General features: G+C 70.5%; 17 protein-coding genes and 2 tRNA genes. 3 read left to right on the top strand and 16 right to left on the bottom strand.

The annotated features are described in order from the left end of the window. Positions 1–260 precede the first annotated feature (260 nt). From rodA to IH54_RS0108780, 9 genes are all read right to left on the bottom strand, one after another. The gene (rodA, locus tag IH54_RS0108740) at positions 261–1,460 is read right to left on the bottom strand and encodes a rod shape-determining protein RodA (protein ID WP_031514560.1); all 1,200 of its coding nucleotides are present in this window, start codon (positions 1,458–1,460) and stop codon (positions 261–263) included. After that, positions 1,457–3,700 carry a penicillin-binding protein 2 gene (mrdA, locus tag IH54_RS0108745; RefSeq protein WP_031514562.1) on the bottom strand — a complete coding sequence of 748 codons (2,244 nt, stop codon included), beginning with the start codon at positions 3,698–3,700 and terminating at the stop codon, positions 1,457–1,459. The genes rodA and mrdA overlap by 4 nt, the downstream gene beginning before the upstream one ends. After that, positions 3,697–4,329, bottom strand: a complete 633-nt coding sequence (gene mreD / locus IH54_RS0108750; protein ID WP_031514564.1) for a rod shape-determining protein MreD — start codon at positions 4,327–4,329, stop codon at positions 3,697–3,699. Before mreD ends, mrdA begins: the two co-directional genes overlap by 4 nt. Before the next feature lie 3 nt (positions 4,330–4,332). Continuing rightward, a complete protein-coding gene (mreC, locus tag IH54_RS0108755; RefSeq protein WP_052397225.1) occupies positions 4,333–5,334 on the bottom strand; it encodes a rod shape-determining protein MreC in 1,002 nt (333 codons plus the stop codon). 130 nt (positions 5,335–5,464) lie between these two features. Beyond that, positions 5,465–6,487 carry a rod shape-determining protein gene (locus IH54_RS0108760; protein WP_031514568.1) on the bottom strand — a complete coding sequence of 341 codons (1,023 nt, stop codon included), beginning with the start codon at positions 6,485–6,487 and terminating at the stop codon, positions 5,465–5,467. 196 nt (positions 6,488–6,683) lie between these two features. After that, entirely contained in the window at positions 6,684–7,097 is a 414-nt protein-coding gene (gene ndk, locus IH54_RS0108765) for a nucleoside-diphosphate kinase (RefSeq protein ID WP_031514571.1), read from the bottom strand. Positions 7,098–7,154: 57 nt separating this feature from the next. Next, entirely contained in the window at positions 7,155–7,490 is a 336-nt protein-coding gene (locus IH54_RS0108770) for a DUF4233 domain-containing protein (protein ID WP_031514573.1), read from the bottom strand. A gap of 13 nt (positions 7,491–7,503) precedes the next feature. Continuing rightward, the gene (gene folC / locus IH54_RS0108775; protein ID WP_031514575.1) at positions 7,504–9,075 is read right to left on the bottom strand and encodes a bifunctional tetrahydrofolate synthase/dihydrofolate synthase; all 1,572 of its coding nucleotides are present in this window, start codon (positions 9,073–9,075) and stop codon (positions 7,504–7,506) included. 125 nt (positions 9,076–9,200) lie between these two features. Beyond that, positions 9,201–11,831, bottom strand: coding sequence for a valine--tRNA ligase (locus IH54_RS0108780; RefSeq protein WP_031514577.1), 2,631 nt, complete (start codon positions 11,829–11,831; stop codon positions 9,201–9,203). Positions 11,832–11,945: 114 nt separating this feature from the next. On the opposite strand from IH54_RS0108780, the gene IH54_RS0108785 reads away from it, so the two are divergent. Continuing rightward, a complete protein-coding gene (locus IH54_RS0108785) occupies positions 11,946–12,965 on the top strand; it encodes a hypothetical protein (protein WP_031514579.1) in 1,020 nt (339 codons plus the stop codon). A 78-nt stretch (positions 12,966–13,043) separates the two neighbouring features. Here the strand turns inward: IH54_RS0108785 and clpX are convergent, their stop codons facing one another. The 5 genes from clpX to IH54_RS0108810 all read right to left on the bottom strand — a co-directional run bounded on the left by clpX (position 13,044) and on the right by IH54_RS0108810 (position 17,936). Beyond that, a complete protein-coding gene (clpX, locus tag IH54_RS0108790) occupies positions 13,044–14,327 on the bottom strand; it encodes an ATP-dependent Clp protease ATP-binding subunit ClpX (protein WP_031514581.1) in 1,284 nt (427 codons plus the stop codon). 229 nt (positions 14,328–14,556) lie between these two features. Continuing rightward, entirely contained in the window at positions 14,557–15,240 is a 684-nt protein-coding gene (locus IH54_RS0108795; RefSeq protein ID WP_398443128.1) for an ATP-dependent Clp protease proteolytic subunit, read from the bottom strand. Between the two features lie 58 nt (positions 15,241–15,298). Next, a complete protein-coding gene (locus tag IH54_RS0108800; RefSeq protein WP_031514585.1) occupies positions 15,299–15,913 on the bottom strand; it encodes an ATP-dependent Clp protease proteolytic subunit in 615 nt (204 codons plus the stop codon). A gap of 371 nt (positions 15,914–16,284) precedes the next feature. Beyond that, the gene (tig, locus tag IH54_RS0108805; RefSeq protein WP_031514586.1) at positions 16,285–17,664 is read right to left on the bottom strand and encodes a trigger factor; all 1,380 of its coding nucleotides are present in this window, start codon (positions 17,662–17,664) and stop codon (positions 16,285–16,287) included. A gap of 195 nt (positions 17,665–17,859) precedes the next feature. Beyond that, a tRNA-Pro gene (locus IH54_RS0108810) sits at positions 17,860–17,936 on the bottom strand. 109 nt (positions 17,937–18,045) lie between these two features. Here IH54_RS0108810 and IH54_RS0108815 point away from each other — a divergent pair. Further along, positions 18,046–18,116 (top strand) — tRNA-Gly (locus IH54_RS0108815). Positions 18,117–18,236: 120 nt separating this feature from the next. Here the strand turns inward: IH54_RS0108815 and IH54_RS0108820 are convergent. After that, positions 18,237–18,689, bottom strand: a complete 453-nt coding sequence (locus IH54_RS0108820; protein ID WP_031514588.1) for an Lrp/AsnC family transcriptional regulator — start codon at positions 18,687–18,689, stop codon at positions 18,237–18,239. A 179-nt stretch (positions 18,690–18,868) separates the two neighbouring features. Between IH54_RS0108820 and IH54_RS0108825 the strand changes: the two genes are divergently transcribed. Further along, positions 18,869–19,921 carry an asparaginase gene (locus IH54_RS0108825; RefSeq protein ID WP_052397226.1) on the top strand — a complete coding sequence of 351 codons (1,053 nt, stop codon included), beginning with the start codon at positions 18,869–18,871 and terminating at the stop codon, positions 19,919–19,921. Here the strand turns inward: IH54_RS0108825 and IH54_RS0108830 are convergent. Further along, positions 19,886–20,080 carry a hypothetical protein gene (locus tag IH54_RS0108830; protein ID WP_031514593.1) on the bottom strand — a complete coding sequence of 65 codons (195 nt, stop codon included), beginning with the start codon at positions 20,078–20,080 and terminating at the stop codon, positions 19,886–19,888. The genes IH54_RS0108825 and IH54_RS0108830 overlap by 36 nt on opposite strands. Positions 20,081–20,106: the final 26 nt, after the last annotated feature.

Raw genomic sequence — 20,106 nt, forward strand, 5'->3', positions numbered from 1 at the left:
GCGGGCGCGGGGCCCGGGAGTCGCGCCCGGGCAAGCGTTTCCGGGCTGCAGCTCTGCCGCGGGGTGGGCGTTTTCGAGGGGCGCGTGGGGGTGCCTCCCAGGCGGAGCCCTGGGGGGAGAACCGCGCGCGCAACCACCGGCCACGCACGGGTCGCCACCGGCCCGAAGGGGCAGTTGCTGCCGTGTCCTGACCACCAGCCGGTGGGAAGGGCGTGCCCGGCGGGGCAGCCGCGAACCCCGAGAGACCCGGCCCGGAGGGCCTACGCGGACATCGGCCTCTGCATCTTGACGGACTGCAAGAGCCCTATGGCAATGCAGTTCGCGAACATCGACGACCCTCCGTAGGAGACGAAGGGCAACGGGATGCCGGTCACCGGCATGATGCCCAGCGTCATGCCGATGTTCTCGAAGGACTGGAAGGCGAACCAGGTCACCACGCCGGCGGCGACGATCGTGCCGTAGAGGTCGGTCGCGCCGCGGGCGATCGCGCAGGCGCGCCACAGGATGACGCCGATCAGGGCGATGATGAAGGCCGCGCCGACGAAGCCCAGTTCCTCGCCGGCGACGGAGAAGACGAAGTCCGTCTGCTGCTCGGGGACGAACTGGCCGCTGGTCTGGCCGCCGTGGAAGAGGCCTTTGCCGAGGAGTCCGCCGGAGCCGATGGCGATACGGGCCTGACTGGTGTTGTAGCCGACGCCTGAGGGGTCGAGGGCGGGGTTGGCGAAGGCCGCGAAGCGGTCGATCTGGTACTTGTCGAGGATGCCGAGCTGCCACACCAGGATGGCGCCGACGATGCCGGAACCGATGAGGCCGAAGACCCAGCGGTTGGACGCGCCGGAGGCGAGCAGCACTCCGAGGACGATCGCGCCGAGCACCATCACGGAGCCGAGGTCCGGCATCAGCAGGATGATGAAGATCGGCAGCATGGCCAGGCCGAGGGACTGCAGGACCGTGCGGTGGTCCGGGTGCTCGCGGTCGCCCGCGTCGACCCGGGCGGACAGCACGACCGCCATCCCGACGATGATCGCGACCTTGACGAACTCCGAGGGCTGGAGCGAGAAGCCCCCGCCGACGACGATCCAGGAGTGCGCGCCGTTGACGGTCGAGCCCAGCGGGCTGAGCACCGCGAGGATGCCGAGGATCGCGAGCCCGTAGTAGAAGGGCACGACGTCGCGCATCCGGCGGTGGCCGATGACGACCGTGCCGATGCCGAGGGCGGCGCCGATGCCGGCGTTCATCAGATGCCGGATCAGGAAGTAGTACTGGTCGCCGTGGGTGAGGTTGGTGCGGCCGCGGGTCGCGGAGTAGACGAGCAGCGTGCCGATGCCGGTGAGCAGGAGCGCCGCGAAGAGCAGCACCCAGTCCATCCGGCGGAAGACCGAGTCGCGCGCGAGGAGCTTCCCGAGGGTGGACTTCTCGGGGGTGTAGCGCGGGACGCTCGCGTAGCCGGAGGCGGTCATGACCAGTACCGCCTGCCGAGCAGCAGCTTCTCCGGGCGGCCGGGGCCGAGCGCGGCGACCGCGGGGGCGGCGCCGTCCGCGGTGTGCGGGCCGCTCGCGGGGGCGTCCAGTTCCTCGGTGGCGGGCACCGTGTAGGAGGCCTGTGTCACGACGCCGTCGGCGGAGATCTTCGGCAGCGTGGAGAGCGGCTTGGGCATGATGCCCTTCTTCGGGTCGATCGTGGCGCTGTCCTTGGTGATGCCGTACATCGCCTCGTAGATGCGGCGGACGGCCTCGCCGGAGGCGCCGGAGCCGGTGCCGCCCTGGGAGATCGTCATGACGATCGTGTAGTCCTTGGTGTACGTGTCGAACCAGGACGTCGTCTGCTTGCCGTAGACCTCCGCCGTACCGGTCTTGGCGTGCAGCTTGATCTTGTCCTGCGGCCAACCGCCGAACTTCCAGTCGGCGGTGCCCTCGGTGACCACGCCGGCCAGCGCGTTGTCGATGTACTTGATGGTGGCCTTGGTGTCCGGGAGCTTGCCGGTGACCTTGGGCTCGATCGGGGTGACGGTCTTGCCGTCGGCGCTGACGACCGCCTTGCCGATGGTCGGCTGGTAGAGGGTGCCGCCGTTGGCGAGGGCCGCGTAGACCCGGGCCATCTGCACCGGTGTGACGAGCGTGTCGCCCTGGCCGATGGAGTAGTTGACGGAGTCACCGGCGCGGATCACGTTGTGGTCGGCGCACTTCTCGATGGAGCTCTCGACTGCCTGGCTCTTCTGCTTGTCGTTCTTGTGCTGGGCTGCGGTACGGCACCAGTAGTCGTGCATCAGGTCGTTGTAGTCGGAGGCCCACTGCCGGTCCGGGACCCGCCCGGTGACCTCGCCGGGAAGGTCGACGCCGGTCTTGGCGCCCAGGCCGAACTGGTGGGCGGTCTTGAAGAACCAGTCCTTGGGGTGCTTGGGGTTGGTGCCGCCGTCCTTCAGCCACTCCTGGTAGGCGACGCCGTAGAAGACGGTGTCGCAGGAGACCTCCAGGGCGCGGCCGAGCGAGATGTAGCCGAAGTTCTCGTTCTCGAAGTTCTTGAAGGTGTGGTCGCCGATCTGCATCGAGGACGAGCACATGTACTTGCCGTCCGGCTCGTAGCCGGCGTTGATGGCGGCGCTGGTGGAGACGACCTTGAAGGTCGAGCCCGGTGCCGACTGCCCCTGGATGGCCCGGTTCAGCAGCGGGTAGTCGGACTTCTTGTCGATCAGCGCGTTGTACGCCTTGGTGGAGATGCCGCCGACCCACTCGTTCGGGTCGTAGGTGGGCAGGCTCGCCATGGCGATGATGCGGCCGGTGCGGTTGTCCATGACGACCGCGGCGCCGGAGTCGGCCTTGTAGTTCTTGTGCGTGACGGTGTCGTACGTCTTGCGCGCGGCCACCATCGCGTCGTTGAGCTCCTTCTCGGTGACCGCCTGGACGCGGGCGTCGATGCTGGTCACGAGGTTGCTGCCGGGCTCCGCGGGGGTGTCGCCGGCCTTGCCGATGACGCGGCCGAGGTTGTCGACCTCGTAGCGGGTGACGCCCGCGGTGCCGCGCAGCTGCTCGTCGTAGACGCTCTCCAGGCCGGAGCGGCCGATCTGGTCGGACCGCAGCAGCGGGGTCTTGGTCTTCTCCGACGCGCTGACCTCGTCGTCGGTGACCGGGCCGAGGTAGCCGAGCACCTGCGCCGCGTTGGATTTGAAGGGGCCGGCGTAGCGGCGTACGGCGGTGGGCTCGGCGGTGACGCCGGGGAAGTCCTCGCGCCGCTCCATGATCTGCAGCGCCTGCTGGGTGGTGGCCGAGTCGGTGATCGGGATGGGCTGGTAGGGCGAGCCGTTCCAGCACGGCTTGGGCGTCTTGGCGTCGCACAGCCGGACCTTGTCCAGCACCTCCTGCGGCGCCATGCCCAGCACCCCGGCGAGCCGGGTGAGCACGGCGGTGCCGTCGTCGGCCTGCTTGAGCAGGTCGGTGCGGCTGGCGGAGACGACGAGCTTGGTCTCGTTGTCGGCGAGCGGCACTCCGCGGTCGTCCAGGATGGAGCCGCGGACGGCGGAGGTGACGACCTGCTGGATGTGGTTGCTCGCGGCCTTCTCGTCGTACTGCTGGCCGTTGCGGATCTGCAGGAACCACAGCCGGCCGCCGAGCGTGAGCAGCAGCGACACCACCAGGATCTGCAGGATGACCAGCCGGATCGTCACCCGCGTGGTGCGCCCGGTCTCCGGGATGTTGCCGCTCATCGCCTGGCCCCCCTGACCATCGTGCCGCCCCTGCCGAACAGCCCGCCGCGCGGTGCGGCGATGCCGGTCCTGATCCGGCCGGCCCGGCCGCCGCCGTAGCCGCCGGAGACGTCCTCGGACATCGGGTCGTGGTCGAAGTGCCGCGCCATCGCCATGACCAGCGGCACCACGAAGGGCGCGAGCAGCAGGTCGTAGATCGTCGCGGTGAGGACGAGTTTGGCCAGGCCCACATGGGCGCCGGCGGTGTCGCCGACGATGCTGCCGACGCCCGCGTACAGCAGCGTGGTGGCGACGGCTCCGCCGATGACGACGAGCATGGGCCCGGCGGCGGTGCGCAGCCGGCCGCTCTCCGGCTTGGCCAGGCCCGCCGCGTAGCCGACGACGCACAGCACGAGCGCGTAGCGGCCCACCGCGTGGTCGGCCGGCGGCGCGAGGTCGGCGAGCAGACCGGCGAAGAAGCCGATGAGGCAGCCGGCGACATGGCCGTAGCTGATGGCCAGGCCCAGCACGGTCAGCAGCAGCAGGTCGGGCACGGCGCCCGGCAGGTGCAGCCGGGCCAGCACGCTGACCTGGACGACCATCGCGACGACGACCAGCACGGTGGGGAGCACGATCCGGTTCAGACGCATGGGTCAGTCCCTGCTGCCGCGGCTGGTGGGCGTGGCGGTGGTCGTCGCGGGCGGCAGCACACCGTCGGCCTGGTTGTCGTTGCCCGGGGACGCCGGGGCGGTCGGGGTGCCGGTCGCCTTGGGCTTGGGCGGCGGCGGGGTCGTCGGGCGGGGCGGCAGCACGCTGTCGCGCGGGTCGGTCCGCGGGCCGACCACGACGACGCCGACGACGTCGAGCCGGGTGAAGCCGACGAAGGGCTGCACCTGGAGGGTCTTGGTGAGGTTGCCCCCGGACGGGTCGACGCCGATGACCTTGCCGACCGGCACACCGGGCACGAAGGGCTTGTCCTGCTCCGAGCCGAAGGTCACCAGCCGGTCGCCCTTGTGCACCGCGGCCTTGCCGTTGAGCAGCTGCACCCGCATCGGGCGGTCGCCCTCGCCGCTGGCGAAGCCCAGCTCCATGGAGCTCTCCAGCCGGGTGCCGACGGTGAAGTCCGGGTCGTTGGCCAGCAGGACGGTCGAGGTGCTGTTGCCGACGGTGGTGACCCGGCCGACGAGCCCGTCGCCGTTGATGACCGTCATGTCGCGGGTGATGCCGTCGCGGCTGCCGGCGTCGATGGTGACCGTCCAGGAGAAGCCCTGCGCCGCTCCTATGGCGATGACCTGCGCGCCCTTGATGGCGTACTGCCCGGCGCCGGCGGTCTTGAGCAGCTTGTCGAGCTCCTGCGCCCGGTTGCGGGTGATGTCGTTGCTGCCGAGCTTCTGCTTGAGCGCGGCGTTCTCGCGTTCCAGCCGGCTGATGGTGCTGCTGCGGTCGCCGGAGTCGCGCACCGCGTCCACCGCGTTGCCGACCGGGTCGACGACTCCGGAGACGGCGTCCTCCACCGGGCCGAAGACGGATTCCGCGGCCTGCCGCGGCCGGTCGAGCGGGGAGTTCTCACCGCCCCTGATGTCCATGGTGATCAGCGCGAACGCGATCACGACCAGCAGCACCAGCAGCAGCCGGCTCTCCTTTGTGTCCCTCACGGGCGCCAGTCCGTGCCTTCCTCATCGGACCCGCCGCCGGTGGGGCAAGCGGCCGGTCGGAGCTACTGTGCTGGGGTGCGTGCGCCGCGGGCGGCCGGGCCTCGCGAGGCGGCGGCCCGCGGGCCGCGGGTCATCTGCGGGGGGCGGCGTCGAGAACGCGCTGCAGCGCCTCGAACTCCTCGACGCACTTGCCGGCGCCGAGCGCCACGCAGTCCAGCGGGGTCTCGGCGATGTGGATGGGCATGCCCGTCTCGTGCCGCAGCCGCTCGTCCAGGCCGCGCAGCAGCGCGCCGCCGCCGGCGAGCACGATGCCGCGGTCCATGATGTCGCCGGACAGCTCCGGCGGGCACTTGTCGAGCGTGGTCTTGACGGCGTCGACGATCGCGTTGACGGGCTCCTCGATGGCCTTGCGCACTTCCGCGGCGGAGATGACGACGGTCTTCGGCAGCCCGCTGACCAGGTCCCGGCCGCGGATCTCGGTGTGCTCCTCGTCGTCCTTGTTCGCGAACGCGGACCCGACGGTCAGCTTGATCTGCTCGGCGGTGCGCTCGCCCAGCAGCAGGCTGTACTCCTTCTTGATGTGCTGGATGATCGCGTTGTCCAGCTCGTCGCCCGCGACCCGGATGGACTGCGCGGTGACGATGCCGCCGAGGCTGATGACCGCGACCTCGGTGGTGCCGCCGCCGATGTCGACGACCATGTTGCCCGTCGCCTCGTGCACCGGCAGGCCCGCGCCGATCGCGGCGGCCATCGGCTCCTCGATGATGTGCACGGTGCGCGCGCCGGCCTGGTTGGCCGCGTCGATCACGGCGCGGCGCTCCACGCCGGTGATGCCGGACGGCACGCAGATGACCATGCGCGGGCGGGCGAGGTAGCGGCGGCGGTGCACCTTGAGGATGAAGTAGCGCAGCATCCGCTCGGTGATCTCGAAGTCGGCGATGACGCCGTCCTTCAGCGGCCGGACCGCCACGATGTTGCCCGGGGTGCGGCCGATCATCTTCTTGGCCTCGGCGCCGACCGCGAGGATGCCGCCGGTGTTGGTGTTGACCGCCACCACCGATGGCTCGTTCAGCACGATCCCGCGGCCCCTGACGTACACCAGCGTGTTGGCCGTGCCGAGGTCGACAGCCATGTCACGGCCGATGAACGACATGTTGTTCGCCATGAGGATACGTCTGGCCTTCCCGAGCTTGAGCGGAGATTCCATCGTAGTCGCGACCTGTGAGGCGCGCGGGCCGGGGCTCCGACGTCATTGTCATCAGAACACACAGCAGACCCCAGTAATGGTGACGCCGTGTCGGGGTGTTTGGTTCCCGACAGGCCACGGGTCACGCCCCCGGTTGCGGGAGTTAGGCCAGACCGGGGAAGAAGAGCTTGATCTCGCGCTCGGCGGATTCGGGCGAGTCGGACGCGTGCACCAGGTTCTCCCGGACGATGGTGCCGAAGTCCCCCCGGATGGAGCCGGGTGCGGCGGCGATCGGGTCGGTCGGGCCGGCCAGCGCGCGCATTCCCTCGACGACCCGCTCGCCCTCGACGACCAGCGCGACCGACGGGCCCGCGGACATGAACTCCACCAGCGGCTCGTAGAACGGCCGGCCGACGTGCTCGGCGTAGTGCTGCTCCAGGGTGCCGCGGTCCAGGGTGCGCAGCTCCAGGGCGCTGATCGTCCAGCCCGCCTTGCGCTCGATGCGGCCGATGATCTCGCCGACCAGGCCGCGGCGGACCGCGTCGGGCTTGAGAAGGACGAGGGTGCGCGTGGACACGGGCGGCTCCTGCGGGGATGGGGGTGACGGTCGTGCGACGAGCCTACAAGGCCGCTGTCAGGCGGACTGCGCCGCGTTCCTGGCCTTGGCCTCGTCGATCACGCGCCCGTAGTGGATCGACGCCCACCACAGAGCCGCGAAGACCGCGCCGAGGAAGAACATCGTACCGACCGCCAGGCCGCTGAGGACCAGCCCGATCTGCAGCGCCCAGCCCACGGCGAGCGCCCCGCGCCGCCCGAGCATCCCGCACAGCAGCAGGCACAGCACCATCACGACCCCGCACACCGTCCACACGGTGCCCACCGACAGGTCCTCGTTCTTCATCGCGACCAGTCCCGCGAAGCCGACCACGAAGAACTCGCTGATCAGCGTGGTCGAACACAGCATGCGCATGAGATCAAGCCCCTCAACTGCGGCCCAGCAGCAGCCGGGCCTCTCCCACGGTGATGACCGAACCGGTCACCAGCACGCCCGCGCCGGCGTACGCGCCCTCGTCCTCGGCCAGCGTGATCGCCGCCTCCAGCGCGTCGTCCAGCCGCGGTTCGACCTGCACCCGCTCGTCGCCGAACACCTCGACGGCGAGCGCCGCCAGTTCGTCCACGTCCATCGCCCGCGACGTGGAGTTGCGCGTCACGACGACCTCGGCGAGGACCGGCTCGAACGCCTCCAGCAGCCCGCGCACGTCCTTGTCCCGGCTCGGGCTCACGACGCCCACCAGGTGCGTGAAGTCGAAGGCCTCGCGGATCGCGGCCGCGGTGGCCTGCGCGCCCGCCGGGTTGTGCGCCGCGTCCAGCACCACGCTGGGGCTGCGGCGGACGACCTCCAGCCGGCCCGGTGAGGTGACGGCGGCGAAGGCGCCGCGCACCGTGTCCAGGTCCAGGGTGCGCTGGTGGACCTGGCCGATGCCGAAGAAGGCCTCGACCGCGGCGAGCGCGACCGCGGCGTTCTGCGCCTGGTGCTCGCCGTACAGCGGCAGGAAGACCTGGTCGTACTCGCCGCCGAGGCCGCGGAGCGTCAGCATCTGCCCGCCGACGGCGACCTCGCGGGACAGGACGCCGAACTCCTGGCCCTCGCGGGCCACCGTCGCGTCCTCCCGGACCGCCCGCTCCAGCAGCGTGTGCGCGGCGTCCGCGGGCTGGCGGGCGAACACGGCGGTCGCGCCCTTCTTGACGATGCCGGACTTCTCGACCGCGATCTCGCCCGGGGTCCCGCCGAGCCGGTCGGTGTGGTCCAGCGCGATCGGGGTGACGACGGCGACCTGTCCGTCGATCACGTTGGTCGCGTCCCAGCTGCCGCCCATGCCGACCTCGACGACCGCGACGTCGACCGGCGCGTCGGCGAAGGCCGCGTAGGCCATCGCGGTGATGACCTCGAAGAACGACAGCCGGTGCTCCTGGGCCGCGTCGACCATCTGCACGTACGGCTGGAGGTCGCGGTAGGTCTCGATGAAGCGCTCGGCACTGATCGGGGTGCCGTCCAGGCTGATCCGCTCGGTGATGGCCTGGACGTGCGGGCTGGTGTAGCGGCCGACGCGCAGGTCGAAGGCCAGCAGCAGCCGTTCGACCATCCGCGCGGTGGTGGTCTTGCCGTTGGTGCCGGTGATGTGGATCGACGGGTAGCCGCGCTGCGGCTCCCCGAGCACGTCCATCACGGCCTGCATCCGCACGAGCGACGGGTCGAGCTTGGTCTCCGGCCAGCGGGCCAGCAGCTCCGCCTCGACCTCGCGCAGCTCACGGTCCACCGCCGGGTCCTCGGGGCGGCGCGGCACGTCGTCCGCGGCGGACGGCGGGGCGACGCCCGCCCGCAGCGTGCGGCTGCCGGCCTCGATGACGGCCATGTCCACCTCGCGGGGCGCGTCGGCCGCGGTGCGCTCGTCGTCGAGGTCGTAGGCAGCCTCTTCGGTGTGGTCGGCGCCGTCGGCATCCGGGTCGAAGGCGTCGTCGTATCCGGAGTCGCCGCTGCGGGGGAGGTCGGTCACACCGTCCAGTCTACGGAAGGCGGCCCCGGCCTCATGGCCAGGGCCGCCCCCTTCCGTACAGCTTGTCCGTCAGCTGCCCGCCGGCTCCGCGTCAGCTGCCCGGCAGCTCTGGTCAGCCCTGTCCGTCAGCCCTGCGGGAGGGCGGCGAGCTGGGCGGTGATCCGCTCGATGTCGGACTCCGCGGTCGCGAGCCGGGCCCGGATGCCGGTCACGACCTTCTCCGGGGCCTTGGCGAGGAAGCCCTCGTTGCCGAGCTTGCGCTCCGCGTCGGACTTCTCCTTCTCGGCCGCCGCCAGGTCCTTCGTGAGCCGCTTGCGCTCGGCGGCCACGTCGATCGTGCCGGACAGGTCCAGCTCGACGGCGGCGCCGCCGACCGGCAGCGAGGCGGTGGCGTGGAAGCCCTCCTCGGCCGGCTGGAGCCGCAGCATCTGACGGATGGCCCCTTCGTGCGGGCCGAGCACCGTGCCGTCCAGGGTGAGCCGCGCGGGCACCCGCTGGCCCGGCTGGACGCCCTGGTCGCTGCGGAAGCGGCGGACCTCCGTGACGATCCGCTGCACCGCGGCGATCTCCGCCTCGGCCGCCGCGTCGCGGAAGCCGCTGTCGGCCGGCCAGTCGGCGATCACGAGCGACTCGCCGCCGGTGAGCGTCGTCCACAGGGTGTCGGTGACGAAGGGCACGATCGGGTGCAGCAGCCGCAGCAGCGTGTCCAGGACCTCGCCGAGCACCCGCCCGGAGACCCGGGCGCCCTCGCCGCCGCCGAGGAACGTGGTCTTGGACAGCTCGACGTACCAGTCGAAGACCTCGTCCCACGCGAAGTGGTAGAGCGCGTCGGACAGCTTGGCGAACTGGTAGTCGTCGTAGTAGCCGTCGACCTCGGCGACGACCCGGCCGAGCCGGGAGAGGATCCAGCGGTCGGCCGCCGACATCTCCTCGGGGGCGGGCAGCGGGCCCTCGGTGGTGGCGCCGTTCATGAGCGCGAAGCGGGTGGCGTTCCAGATCTTGTTGGCGAAGTTGCGGGACGCCTTGACCCAGTCCTCGCCGATCGGCACGTCCGCGCCCGGGTTGGCGCCGGTGGCCAGGGTGAAGCGGACGGCGTCCGAGCCGTAGGCGTCCATCCAGTCCAGCGGGTCCACCGAGTTGGGGTTGGACTTGGACATCTTCTTGCCGTGCTCGTCACGCACCAGACCGGTGAGCGCGATGGTGTGGAAGGGCGCGACGCCGTCCATCGCGTACAGGCCGAACATCATCATCCGGGCGACCCAGAAGAAGATGATGTCGTGCCCGGTCAGCAGCACGTCGGTCGGGTAGAACTTCGCCAGTTCCGGCGTCCGTTCGGGCCAGCCGAGGGTCGAGAAGGGCCACAGGCCGGAGGAGAACCAGGTGTCCAGGACGTCGGAGTCCTGCGTCCAGCCCTCGCCGGTCGGCGCCTGCTCGTCGGGGCCGACGCACACCGTCTCGCCGTTCGGGCCGTACCAGACCGGGATGCGGTGGCCCCACCACAACTGGCGCGAGATGCACCAGTCGTGCATGTTGTCGACCCAGTCGAAGTAGCGCTTCTCCATCTCCCGCGGGTGGATGGCGACCCGGCCGTCGCGCACCGCGTCGCCCGCGGCCTGCGCCAGCGGGCCGACCTTGACCCACCACTGGAGCGACAGCCGCGGCTCGATCGTGGTCCGGCAGCGCGAGCAGTGGCCGACCGAGTGGACGTACGGGCGCTTCTCGGCGACGATCCGGCCCTGCTCGCGCAGCGCCCCGACGATGGCCGACCGCGCCTCGAAGCGGTCCAGGCCCTCGAACGGGCCGGGCGCGGTGATGACCGCCCGCTCGTCCATGATCGTCAGCGACTCCAGGCCGTGCCGGCGGCCGATGGCGAAGTCGTTCGGGTCGTGGGCGGGCGTCACCTTGACCGCGCCCGTGCCGAACTCCGGGTCGACGTGGGTGTCGGCGACGACCGGGATGGTGCGGTCGGTCAGCGGCAGCTTGATGCGCCTGCCGACGAGGTGCCGGTAGCGCTCGTCGTCCGGGTGGACGGCGACGGCGGTGTCGCCGAGCATCGTCTCGACCCGGGTGGTGGCCACGACGACGCTGTCCTCGCCCTCGCCGTAGCGGATCGACACCAGCTCGCCGTCGTCGTCCTGGTACTCCACCTCGATGTCGGAGATGGCTGTCAGACAGCGCGGGCACCAGTTGATGATGCGCTCGGCGCGGTAGATCAGCTCGTCGTCGTAGAGCCGCTTGAAGATCGTCTGGACGGCGCGCGAGAGGCCCTCGTCCATCGTGAAGCGTTCCTTGGACCAGTCGACGCCGTCACCGAGCCGCCGCATCTGGCCGAGGATGCGCCCGCCGTACTCCTCCTTCCAGCGCCACACGCGCTCGACGAAGGCCTCGCGGCCGATGTCGTGCCGCGACTTGCCCTCCTCCGCGAGCTGCTGCTCCACCTTGTTCTGGGTGGCGATTCCGGCGTGGTCCATGCCGGGCAGCCACAGCGCCTCGTAGCCCTGCATGCGCTTGCGGCGCGTGAGGGCGTCCATCAGCGTGTGCTGGAAGGCATGGCCCAGGTGCAGGCTGCCGGTGACGTTCGGCGGCGGGATGACGATGGTGTACGCGGGCTTGTCGCTCTTGGCGTCCGCCTCGAAGTAGCCGCGTTCTACCCAGCGCTCGTACAGCGGCCCCTCTACCTCGGCCGGCGCGTACGTCGTCGGCAGATCGGGGGTGCTGTTCGGCCCGCTGGCGGGGCGCTGAGTGTTGTCGGTCACCCGCCGATTCTACGGGGGCGGGCCGGGCTGTTACGAATCAGTTGCCCCCCTCCGGCGCCCGCGTGCGCGGCGTCCGCGAGGATGGGGGGATTCGTTTGACGGAGGGGACGATCCATGAGCAGCAACCAGCCGCCGCCCAACCCGTACGGGCAGCAGCCGCCGAACCCGTACGGCCAGCAGCCCGGGTACGGCCAGCAGCCGCCCGCTCAGCCCGGGTACGGCTACCCGCAGCCCGCACCGCAGCAGCCCGGCTACGGCCAGCAGCCCCCGCCGCCCCCGCAGGGCTACGGCCAGCAGCCTCCCGCCCAGCCGGGGTACGGGCAGCAGCCGCCCGCCCAGCAGGGCTACGGCTACCCGCAGCAGGGCGGCCAGCCGCCCTACGGCCAGGTGCCCCAGCAGGGGTACGGCTACGGGCAGCCGCAGGGCGCGCCGCAGAACGGCGGCAGCGGCAAGAAGACCGGCCTCATCGTCGGTGCCGTCGTGGTCGTCGCGGCGGTCATCGGGGGCGTCGTCTTCGCGATGCACGGCTCCGACGGCGGCGGCAGCAGCGGCCTGAAGAACGACGGCAAGAAGTACAAGCTGACCACGCCGGACGTCGTCGCCACGGACTACAAGAAGTCCGAGGACACCCCGGCCGAGAGCGACGGCTTCGACGACAGCGACGTCGCGAAGATGAAGACCCTCGGGGTCAGCAACCCGACCCGGGTGACCGCGGGTTACATGAAGGGCTCGTCCCAACTCACCGGGAAGCTGATCGAGTTCAGCGGCGTCTACGGCGACGTGAAGGACCCGCAGGCGGTCGTCGACGGCATGTTCACCGAGCTGCGCAAGCAGGCCACGGACGGCAGCAAGGACGACGGCACCAAGACCGAGCTGGACGGCGACGCCCAGACCGTGCACCCGGCGGGCGCCGAGGACGCGGTCATGAAGTGCCAGAAGGCCAAGACCACGGACGGCGACTCCGGCCAGACGTTCAACGTGACGATCTGCCTGTGGGCCGACTACAGCACGGTCGGCTACGTCCTGCCCTTCGACCTGGCCGCGATGGCCACCGGCGGCGGCTCCTCGGACGTCAACAGCACGGCCGACCTGACCGCCCAGGTCCGCAAGGACGTCCGGGTGCCGATCGGCTGACCGGCGCCGTTTCACGCGGCGAGGGGCGCCCGGTACGGAACCGGGCGCCCCTCGCGCGTCGTACGGCCGGCGGCAGCGCTACGCGCTCTTCTGCTCGCCCTTGCCGATGATGCGCGGCTCGCGCGGCACCAGCGTCGGGTTGACGTTGGAGTGCACGACCTCGGCGGTGACCACCACACGGGCGACGTCCTTGCGGGACGGCACCTCGTACATCACCGACATCAGCACCTCCTCCATGATCGCCCGCAGACCCCGCGCGCCGGTCTGCCGCAGGATCGCCTGGTCGGCGATGGCCTCCAGCGCGCCGCGCTCGAACTCCAGCTCCACGCCGTCGAGTTCGAACAGCTTCTGGTACTGCTTGACGAGCGCGTTGCGCGGCTCGACGAGGATCTGCAGCAGCGCCTCGCGGTCCAGGTTGTGCACGCTGGTGATGACCGGCAGGCGGCCGATGAACTCCGGGATCATCCCGAACTTCACCAGGTCCTCCGGCATGATCTCCTGGAAGAGGTCGGCGGCCTGCAGCTCGCGCTTGGAGCGGATGGTCGCGCCGAAACCGATGCCCTTGGCACCGGCCCGCGACTCGATGATCTTCTCCAGGCCGGCGAAGGCGCCGCCCACGATGAACAGCACGTTCGTCGTGTCGATCTGGATGAACTCCTGGTGCGGGTGCTTGCGGCCGCCCTGCGGCGGGACGCTCGCGGTCGTGCCCTCCAGGATCTTCAGCAGCGCCTGCTGCACGCCCTCGCCCGACACGTCACGGGTGATCGAGGGGTTCTCGCTCTTGCGGGCCACCTTGTCGATCTCGTCGATGTAGATGATCCCGGTCTCGGCCTTCTTGACGTCGTAGTCCGCCGCCTGGATCAGCTTGAGCAGGATGTTCTCGACGTCCTCGCCCACGTAGCCGGCCTCGGTGAGCGCGGTCGCGTCGGCGATGGCGAACGGCACGTTCAGCATCCGGGCCAGCGTCTGCGCCAGCAGCGTCTTGCCCGAGCCGGTGGGGCCGAGCAGCAGGATGTTGGACTTCGCCAGCTCGATCGCGTCCTCGTGGCCCGGGCGGCCGTTCTCCCCGGCCTGGACGCGCTTGTAGTGGTTGTAGACCGCCACGGAGAGCGCCTTCTTGGCGGGCGTCTGCCCGACCACGTAGCTCTCCAGGAACTCGTAGATCTCCCGCGGCTTGGGCAGATCCTCCCAGCGGACCTCGGAGGACTCCGCGAGTTCCTCCTCGATGATCTCGTTGCAGAGATCGATGCACTCGTCGCAGATGTACACACCGGGGCCTGCGATGAGCTTCTTCACCTGCTTCTGGCTCTTTCCGCAGAACGAGCACTTCAGCAGGTCTCCGCCGTCACCGATGCGTGCCACGAGGTCTTTCCCCTTCGCCTGGGTTCCGCCGGCCTTCAACGGAGCCTGGGTGCTTCTCTCATCGACGGTACCTTGCCGCGCCCCCCGTGTGGGCCCCCCTTGGACGTACTCGCTCATCCGGGTCCAGGGGGGCGAGGGGGCGCGGCCGGAACCGCCGCTCGGGTGGATCAGCCGTTCTCAGACGTTCTCGGACGTTCTCGGACGGTTCCCGGACGGTCCCGGGGCTGTCTCAGACGCTCACGGAGGTCTTGCGGGTCGAGACGATCTGGTCGACGAGGCCGTAGGACAGGGCCTCCTCGGCGGTCAGGATCTTGTCCCGCTCGATGTCGTCCCTGATCTGCTCGATCGGGGTGGTGGAGTGCTTGGCCAGCATCTCCTCCAGCTGCTGCCGCATCCGGATGATCTCGTTGGCCGCGATCTCCAGGTCCGAGACCTGGCCGCGGCCGGTCTCGGTGTACGGCTGGTGGATGAGCACCCGGGCGTTCGGCAGCGCCATGCGCTTGCCGGGGGTGCCGGCGGCCAGCAGCACCGCGGCGGCGGAGGCCGCCTGGCCCATGCAGACCGTCTGGATGTCCGGCTTCACGAACTGCATCGTGTCGTAGATCGCAGTGAGCGCCGTGAAGGAGCCGCCGGGGCTGTTGATGTAGACCGAGATGTCGCGGTCCGGGTCCATCGACTCCAGGCACAGCAGCTGCGACATCACGTCGTTCGCCGAGGTGTCGTCGATCTGCACGCCCAGGAAGATCACCCGCTCCTCGAAGAGCTTCGAGTACGGGTCGTAGCGCTTGTAGCCCTGGGAGGTGCGCTCCTCGAACTGCGGAACGAGGTAGCGGGCCTCCGCGCCGAACACGCCGGGCCGCTCGGCCCGGGTGCGCTCGTACAGGCCGCTGCCGGGGAAATTCTGAGTGTTCACGTCCACCGTCCTGGTGATGTCGAGCTTCGAGTGATCGTCTGGGCTGCCGCGGCCCGGCTCAGGAGCCGGAGCTGGCGCCGGTGCCGCCACCGCCGGGCACGTGGGCGGCGGAGAGCATGACGCCGTCCAGCAGGCCGTACTCCTTGGCCTCCTCGGCGGAGAACCAGCGGTCGCGGTCGGAGTCCTTGGTGATCTGCTCGAAGCTCTGGCCGGAGTGCTGGGCGATCAGCTCCGCCATGCGGCGCTTGGTGTGCAGCAGCTGCTCGGCCTGGATCTTGATGTCGGTGGCGGAACCGCCGAGGCCGGCGGACGGCTGGTGCATCAGGATGCGGGTGTTCGGCAGCGCGAAACGCTTGCCCGGGGTGCCCGCGGTGAGCAGGAACTGGCCCATCGAGGCCGCCATGCCCATCGCGATGGTCACGACGTCGTTCTGGATGAACTGCATCGTGTCGTAGATCGCCATACCGGCGGTCACCGAACCGCCGGGGCTGTTGATGTAGAGGAAGATGTCCTTGTCCGGCTCGGCGGCCAGGAGCAGCAGCTGCGCCGTGATCTTGTTGGCGATGTCGTCGTCGACCGCTTGGCCGAGGAAGATGATGCGCTCGCCGAGCAGTCGGTTGTAGACCTGGTCGCCGAGGCCACCGGGGTTCGGCTCGCCGGCGGCGGAAGGCATCTGAGTCGTCACGTATCCACCTGCTCGTTGTCGGACGGTAGACGGGCCGTCACGGGGTCTTCGTCTGAGTCGGACGCCTTCCCCGCAAGGGGACTGCGCCCTTCTCCTTACGGACCCTAACGCGCGGGTGGTGGCCGTAAATCCTGTACGGCCACCTGTTCGCTCTGAGCGCATGGCGCTCCGCGCCGGGTGAGGGCGTCCCGTCCGCGCCGGGCGCACGTTTGAGGGGCGCGGGGAACCGCGCGCTCAGCCACCCACCGGCCGGTGGTCCGGTACGAAACCGGACCACCCCAGGGTCGGTGACGACCCGCGCCCCGGTGGGGGCTGGTCGCGCGGTTCCCCGCGCCCCTGAAAAACGCTCGACCCGCAGGTCAGGCTTCGTCAGCCTCGGCGGCGGCCTCGTCGCCCCCGGACGCGTCGGCGTCGTCCGCGTCGTCCTCCTCGTCGGCCAGGTCGACGACCTCACCGTTGGAGTCGACGACCTTCGCCGCCTCGACGACGACCGCGAGCGCCTTGCCGCGGGCGACCTCGCCCACCAGGAGCTGGACCTGGTTGCCCTCGACGACCGCCTGCGCGAACTGGTCGGGGCTCATGCCGGAGGACGCGGCGCGGCGCACGAGGTGCTCGGTGAGCTCCTCCTGGTTGACCGACAGCTTCTCCTTGCCGACCAGCTCGTCGAGGATGAACTGGGTCTTGATGCCCTTGACCGCCTGCTCCTCGATCTGGGCGTCGTACTCCTCGCGCGTCTTGCCCTCGCGCTCCAGGAAGGACTCCCAGGTCAGACCCATCTGCGGGAACTGGTGGTGCTCCAGGTTGTGGGTCCGGGTCTCGATCTCGTCCTTGAGCAGCTTCTCCGGGATCGCGACCTCGGTCAGCTCGATGAGCGCGTCCAGGACCTTCTCCTGCGCGGCCGTGGCCTGGTCGTACTGCTTCATCGACTCCAGGCGCTTGCGGCTGTCCGCACGCAGCTCCTCCAGCGTGTCGAACTCGCTCGCCAGCTGGGCGAACTCGTCGTCCAACTCGGGCAGTTCGCGCTGCTGGACGTCGGAGACCTCGACCTTGACCTCAGCGGCCTTGCCGGCGGCCGAGCCGCCCTTGAGCTCGGAGGTGAAGGTGGCCGAGCCACCGGCGGACAGGCCGGTCACGGCGTCGTCGATGCCGTCGAGGAGCTGGCCGGAGCCGATCGTGTAGCTGACACCCTTGGCGATGCCGTCGCCGAGGACCTCGCCGTCCACGGACGCCTCCAGGTCGACGACCACGACGTCGCCCTCGGCGGCGGCGCGGTCCACGGTGGAGGTGGTGGCGAAGCGGTCCCGCAGCTGCTCCAGGGACTTCTCGACGTCCTCGTCGGTGACCTCGACGGCGTCGACGGTGACCTCGATGCCGGAGTAGTCCGGGATCTCGATGGTCGGGCGGATGTCCACCTCGGCGGTGAACTTCAGCTCGTTGCCGTCGTCGAACTCGGTGATGTCGACGTCGGGCTGGCCGAGCACGTTGATCTCGCCCTCGGTGACCGCCTGCGTGTAGAACTTCGGCAGCGCGTCGTTGATGGCCTCTTCGAGGACCGCGCCGCGACCGAAGCGCTGGTCGATGACGCGGGCAGGGATCTTGCCCTTGCGGAAGCCCGGCACCGTGACCTGGTTGTTGATCTTCTTGTACGCCGCGTCGAGGCTGGGCTTGAGCTCCTCGAAGGGCACCTCGACAGTGAGTCGAACCCGGGTCGGGTTCAGAGTCTCGACGGCGCTCTTCACGGTTGGGTCTCCTTGGGGGCTTTACGTTGATGGGGGCGGACCTTCGGCCCTTCGGCGCGGCTCGCGCGTCCGGTACTCGGTACTCGGCCATGCCGCGTACCCGGTCGCCGGCGGCCCATCCTACCCGTACCACAAACCCGCCCGGGCGGGGTCGCCCGGCGGTCCGCCGACCGCTCCCGCGGGACGCGTAGGCGCTGGTCGGGGTGGCCGGATTCGAACCGACGGCCTTCCGCTCCCAAAGCGGACGCGCTACCAAGCTGCGCCACACCCCGCTGGTGCGACACGTAGAGTACATGCCCCTTAGACCGTGGGCAGCCGGTATTCACCCGCGGGCCAACCGGTTCGACCGCCAACCGCACGATGTGCCAGAATCAAGGCGCTGCGGGCGTAGCTCAATGGTAGAGCCCTAGTCTTCCAAACTAGCTACGCGGGTTCGATTCCCGTCGCCCGCTCTGTGACGAGACGGCCCGGTCCGCGGAGGGAATCCGCGGGCCGGGCCGTTGTCGTACCGGGACAGGCACAGGGCGGGGACAGGCACGGGGCGGGGCGACGGGCGCGGGGTGCCGGGCGGGTCAGTCGACGGGGACGCCCTGGGGGGACTTGATGCGGCGCATGATCATCTGGGAGTTGACGTCGCTGACGCCCGGCATGCCGATGAGCTTCTCGGTCCAGAAGCGCTCGTAGGCGTCGGAGTCGGCCACCGCGATACGGAGCAGGCAGCCGGGGGCTCCGTAGAGGCGGTAGGCCTCGACGACGTCGGTGGTGGACTGGACCTCGGTCTCGAAGGCGGCGACCGAGGCGCGGTCGCGGTGGACCTCGACGGAGGCGAAGACCTCGAAGCCGCGGCCGACGGCGGCCGGGTCCACGACCGCGCGGTAGGTCTGGATCACCCCGTCGTCCTCCAGCTGGCGTACCCGGCGCAGGCACGGGGAAGGCGTGAGGCCGACCCGCTGGGCCAGCTCCTGGTTGGTCAGCCGGCCGTCGGCCTGGAGTTCGCGCAAGATGTGTCTGTCGATGGCGTCCATCGCAGCATTATCAACCCAGATTTAACAAAGTACCGGCCGGTATTCGCAATCATATGCTGGGTCTACGCGCATATCATTGCAGTGGAGACCGTGTACGGTGCCGAGCCCTGCTCCCACGGGCGTCGGCGGCCCCCGCGGCAGCGGTCCGGCGCAGCGGCAGCAATGGAGGCGGAGGCATCGTGCGACACGTCGTGGTGATCAGCACCGGGGGCACCATCGCCAGCCGGTGGCAGGGCGACGGATACGCGGCAGAGGCCGCCGGGCGGGAGGTCCTGGAGGCCGGCGCGGTGCCCGAGGGCGTCCAGGTGCGGGTGGTGGACCTCTTCACCGTCAACAGCTCGCGGCTGACCACCGACCACCAGCTGCGGCTGCTGTACGCGGTGCACGAGGCTCTCGCCGACCCCGAGGTGGACGGCGTGGTCGTCACCCACGGCACGGACACCCTGGAGGAGTCCGCCTTCTTCGTCGACCTCTTCCACCACGACCCGCGCCCGGTGGTCTTCACCGGCGCGCAGCAGCCGCTGGACTCCCCCGAGGGCGACGCGGCGGGCAATCTCTACGACGCGCTGCTGACCGCCGGCTCCGGGCGGGACATCGGCGCGGTGATCGTCTTCGCCGGCCAGGTCTTCGCCGCCCGCGGCACGGTCAAGCAGCACACGGTGGACGCCCGCGCCTTCGGCGCCCCGGACGGGCAGCCGCTGGGCCGGGTCGACTTCGGCCGGGTGCGCTGGTCGCGCCGGGTGCCGCGGCACGAGCCGCTGCCGCTGCCCGCGCGCACGGGCAGCATCCCGCGGGTCGACATCGTGATGCACCACAGCGACGGCGACGCGGTCCTCTTCGACGCGGCCGTCGCGGCCGGCGCCCGCGGCATCGTGCTGGTCGGTACGGGCGCGGGCAACGCCAACCCGGAGGTCGCCGACGCCGTGCGCCGCGCGGTCGGCGCCGGGGTGCACGTCGCCGTCAGCACCCGGGTCGCCGCGGGCGCGGTGGCCCCGCTCTACACCGGCGGCGGCGCCGTCGACCTGGCGGCGGCCGGCGCGCTGCTGACCGGCGCGCTCAAGCCGGGCCAGGCCCGTATCGCGGTACTGGCCGCCCTGCTGGCGGCCGGCGGTCCGGACCGCGGGCCGGACGACGCGGACGCCGGGACGCTGCTGCGCGCCCTCCTGGCCCCGGCGGCGGCACCGCAGCGGGCGGCGTCAGATCTTTATCTGGTTGATGGTGTCGGCCACTGAGTTCAGGAACCGGTTGATGTCCGGCGCCATGTTCGTGGACGCCAGGAAGAAGCCGAAGAGGGCGGCGACGACCGCGGGCCACACCTTGATCGCCTTGGACCGGATCATGACGAAGAGCACGATCGCCAGCAGCAGTGCCGCGGACAGGGAGATAACCACAGCGGATCACTTCCTCTTTCGGGTTC

The sequence above is a fragment of the Streptomyces sp. NRRL F-5123 genome, from assembly GCF_000721495.1.
In the GTDB taxonomy this organism is placed as follows: domain Bacteria; phylum Actinomycetota; class Actinomycetes; order Streptomycetales; family Streptomycetaceae; genus Actinacidiphila.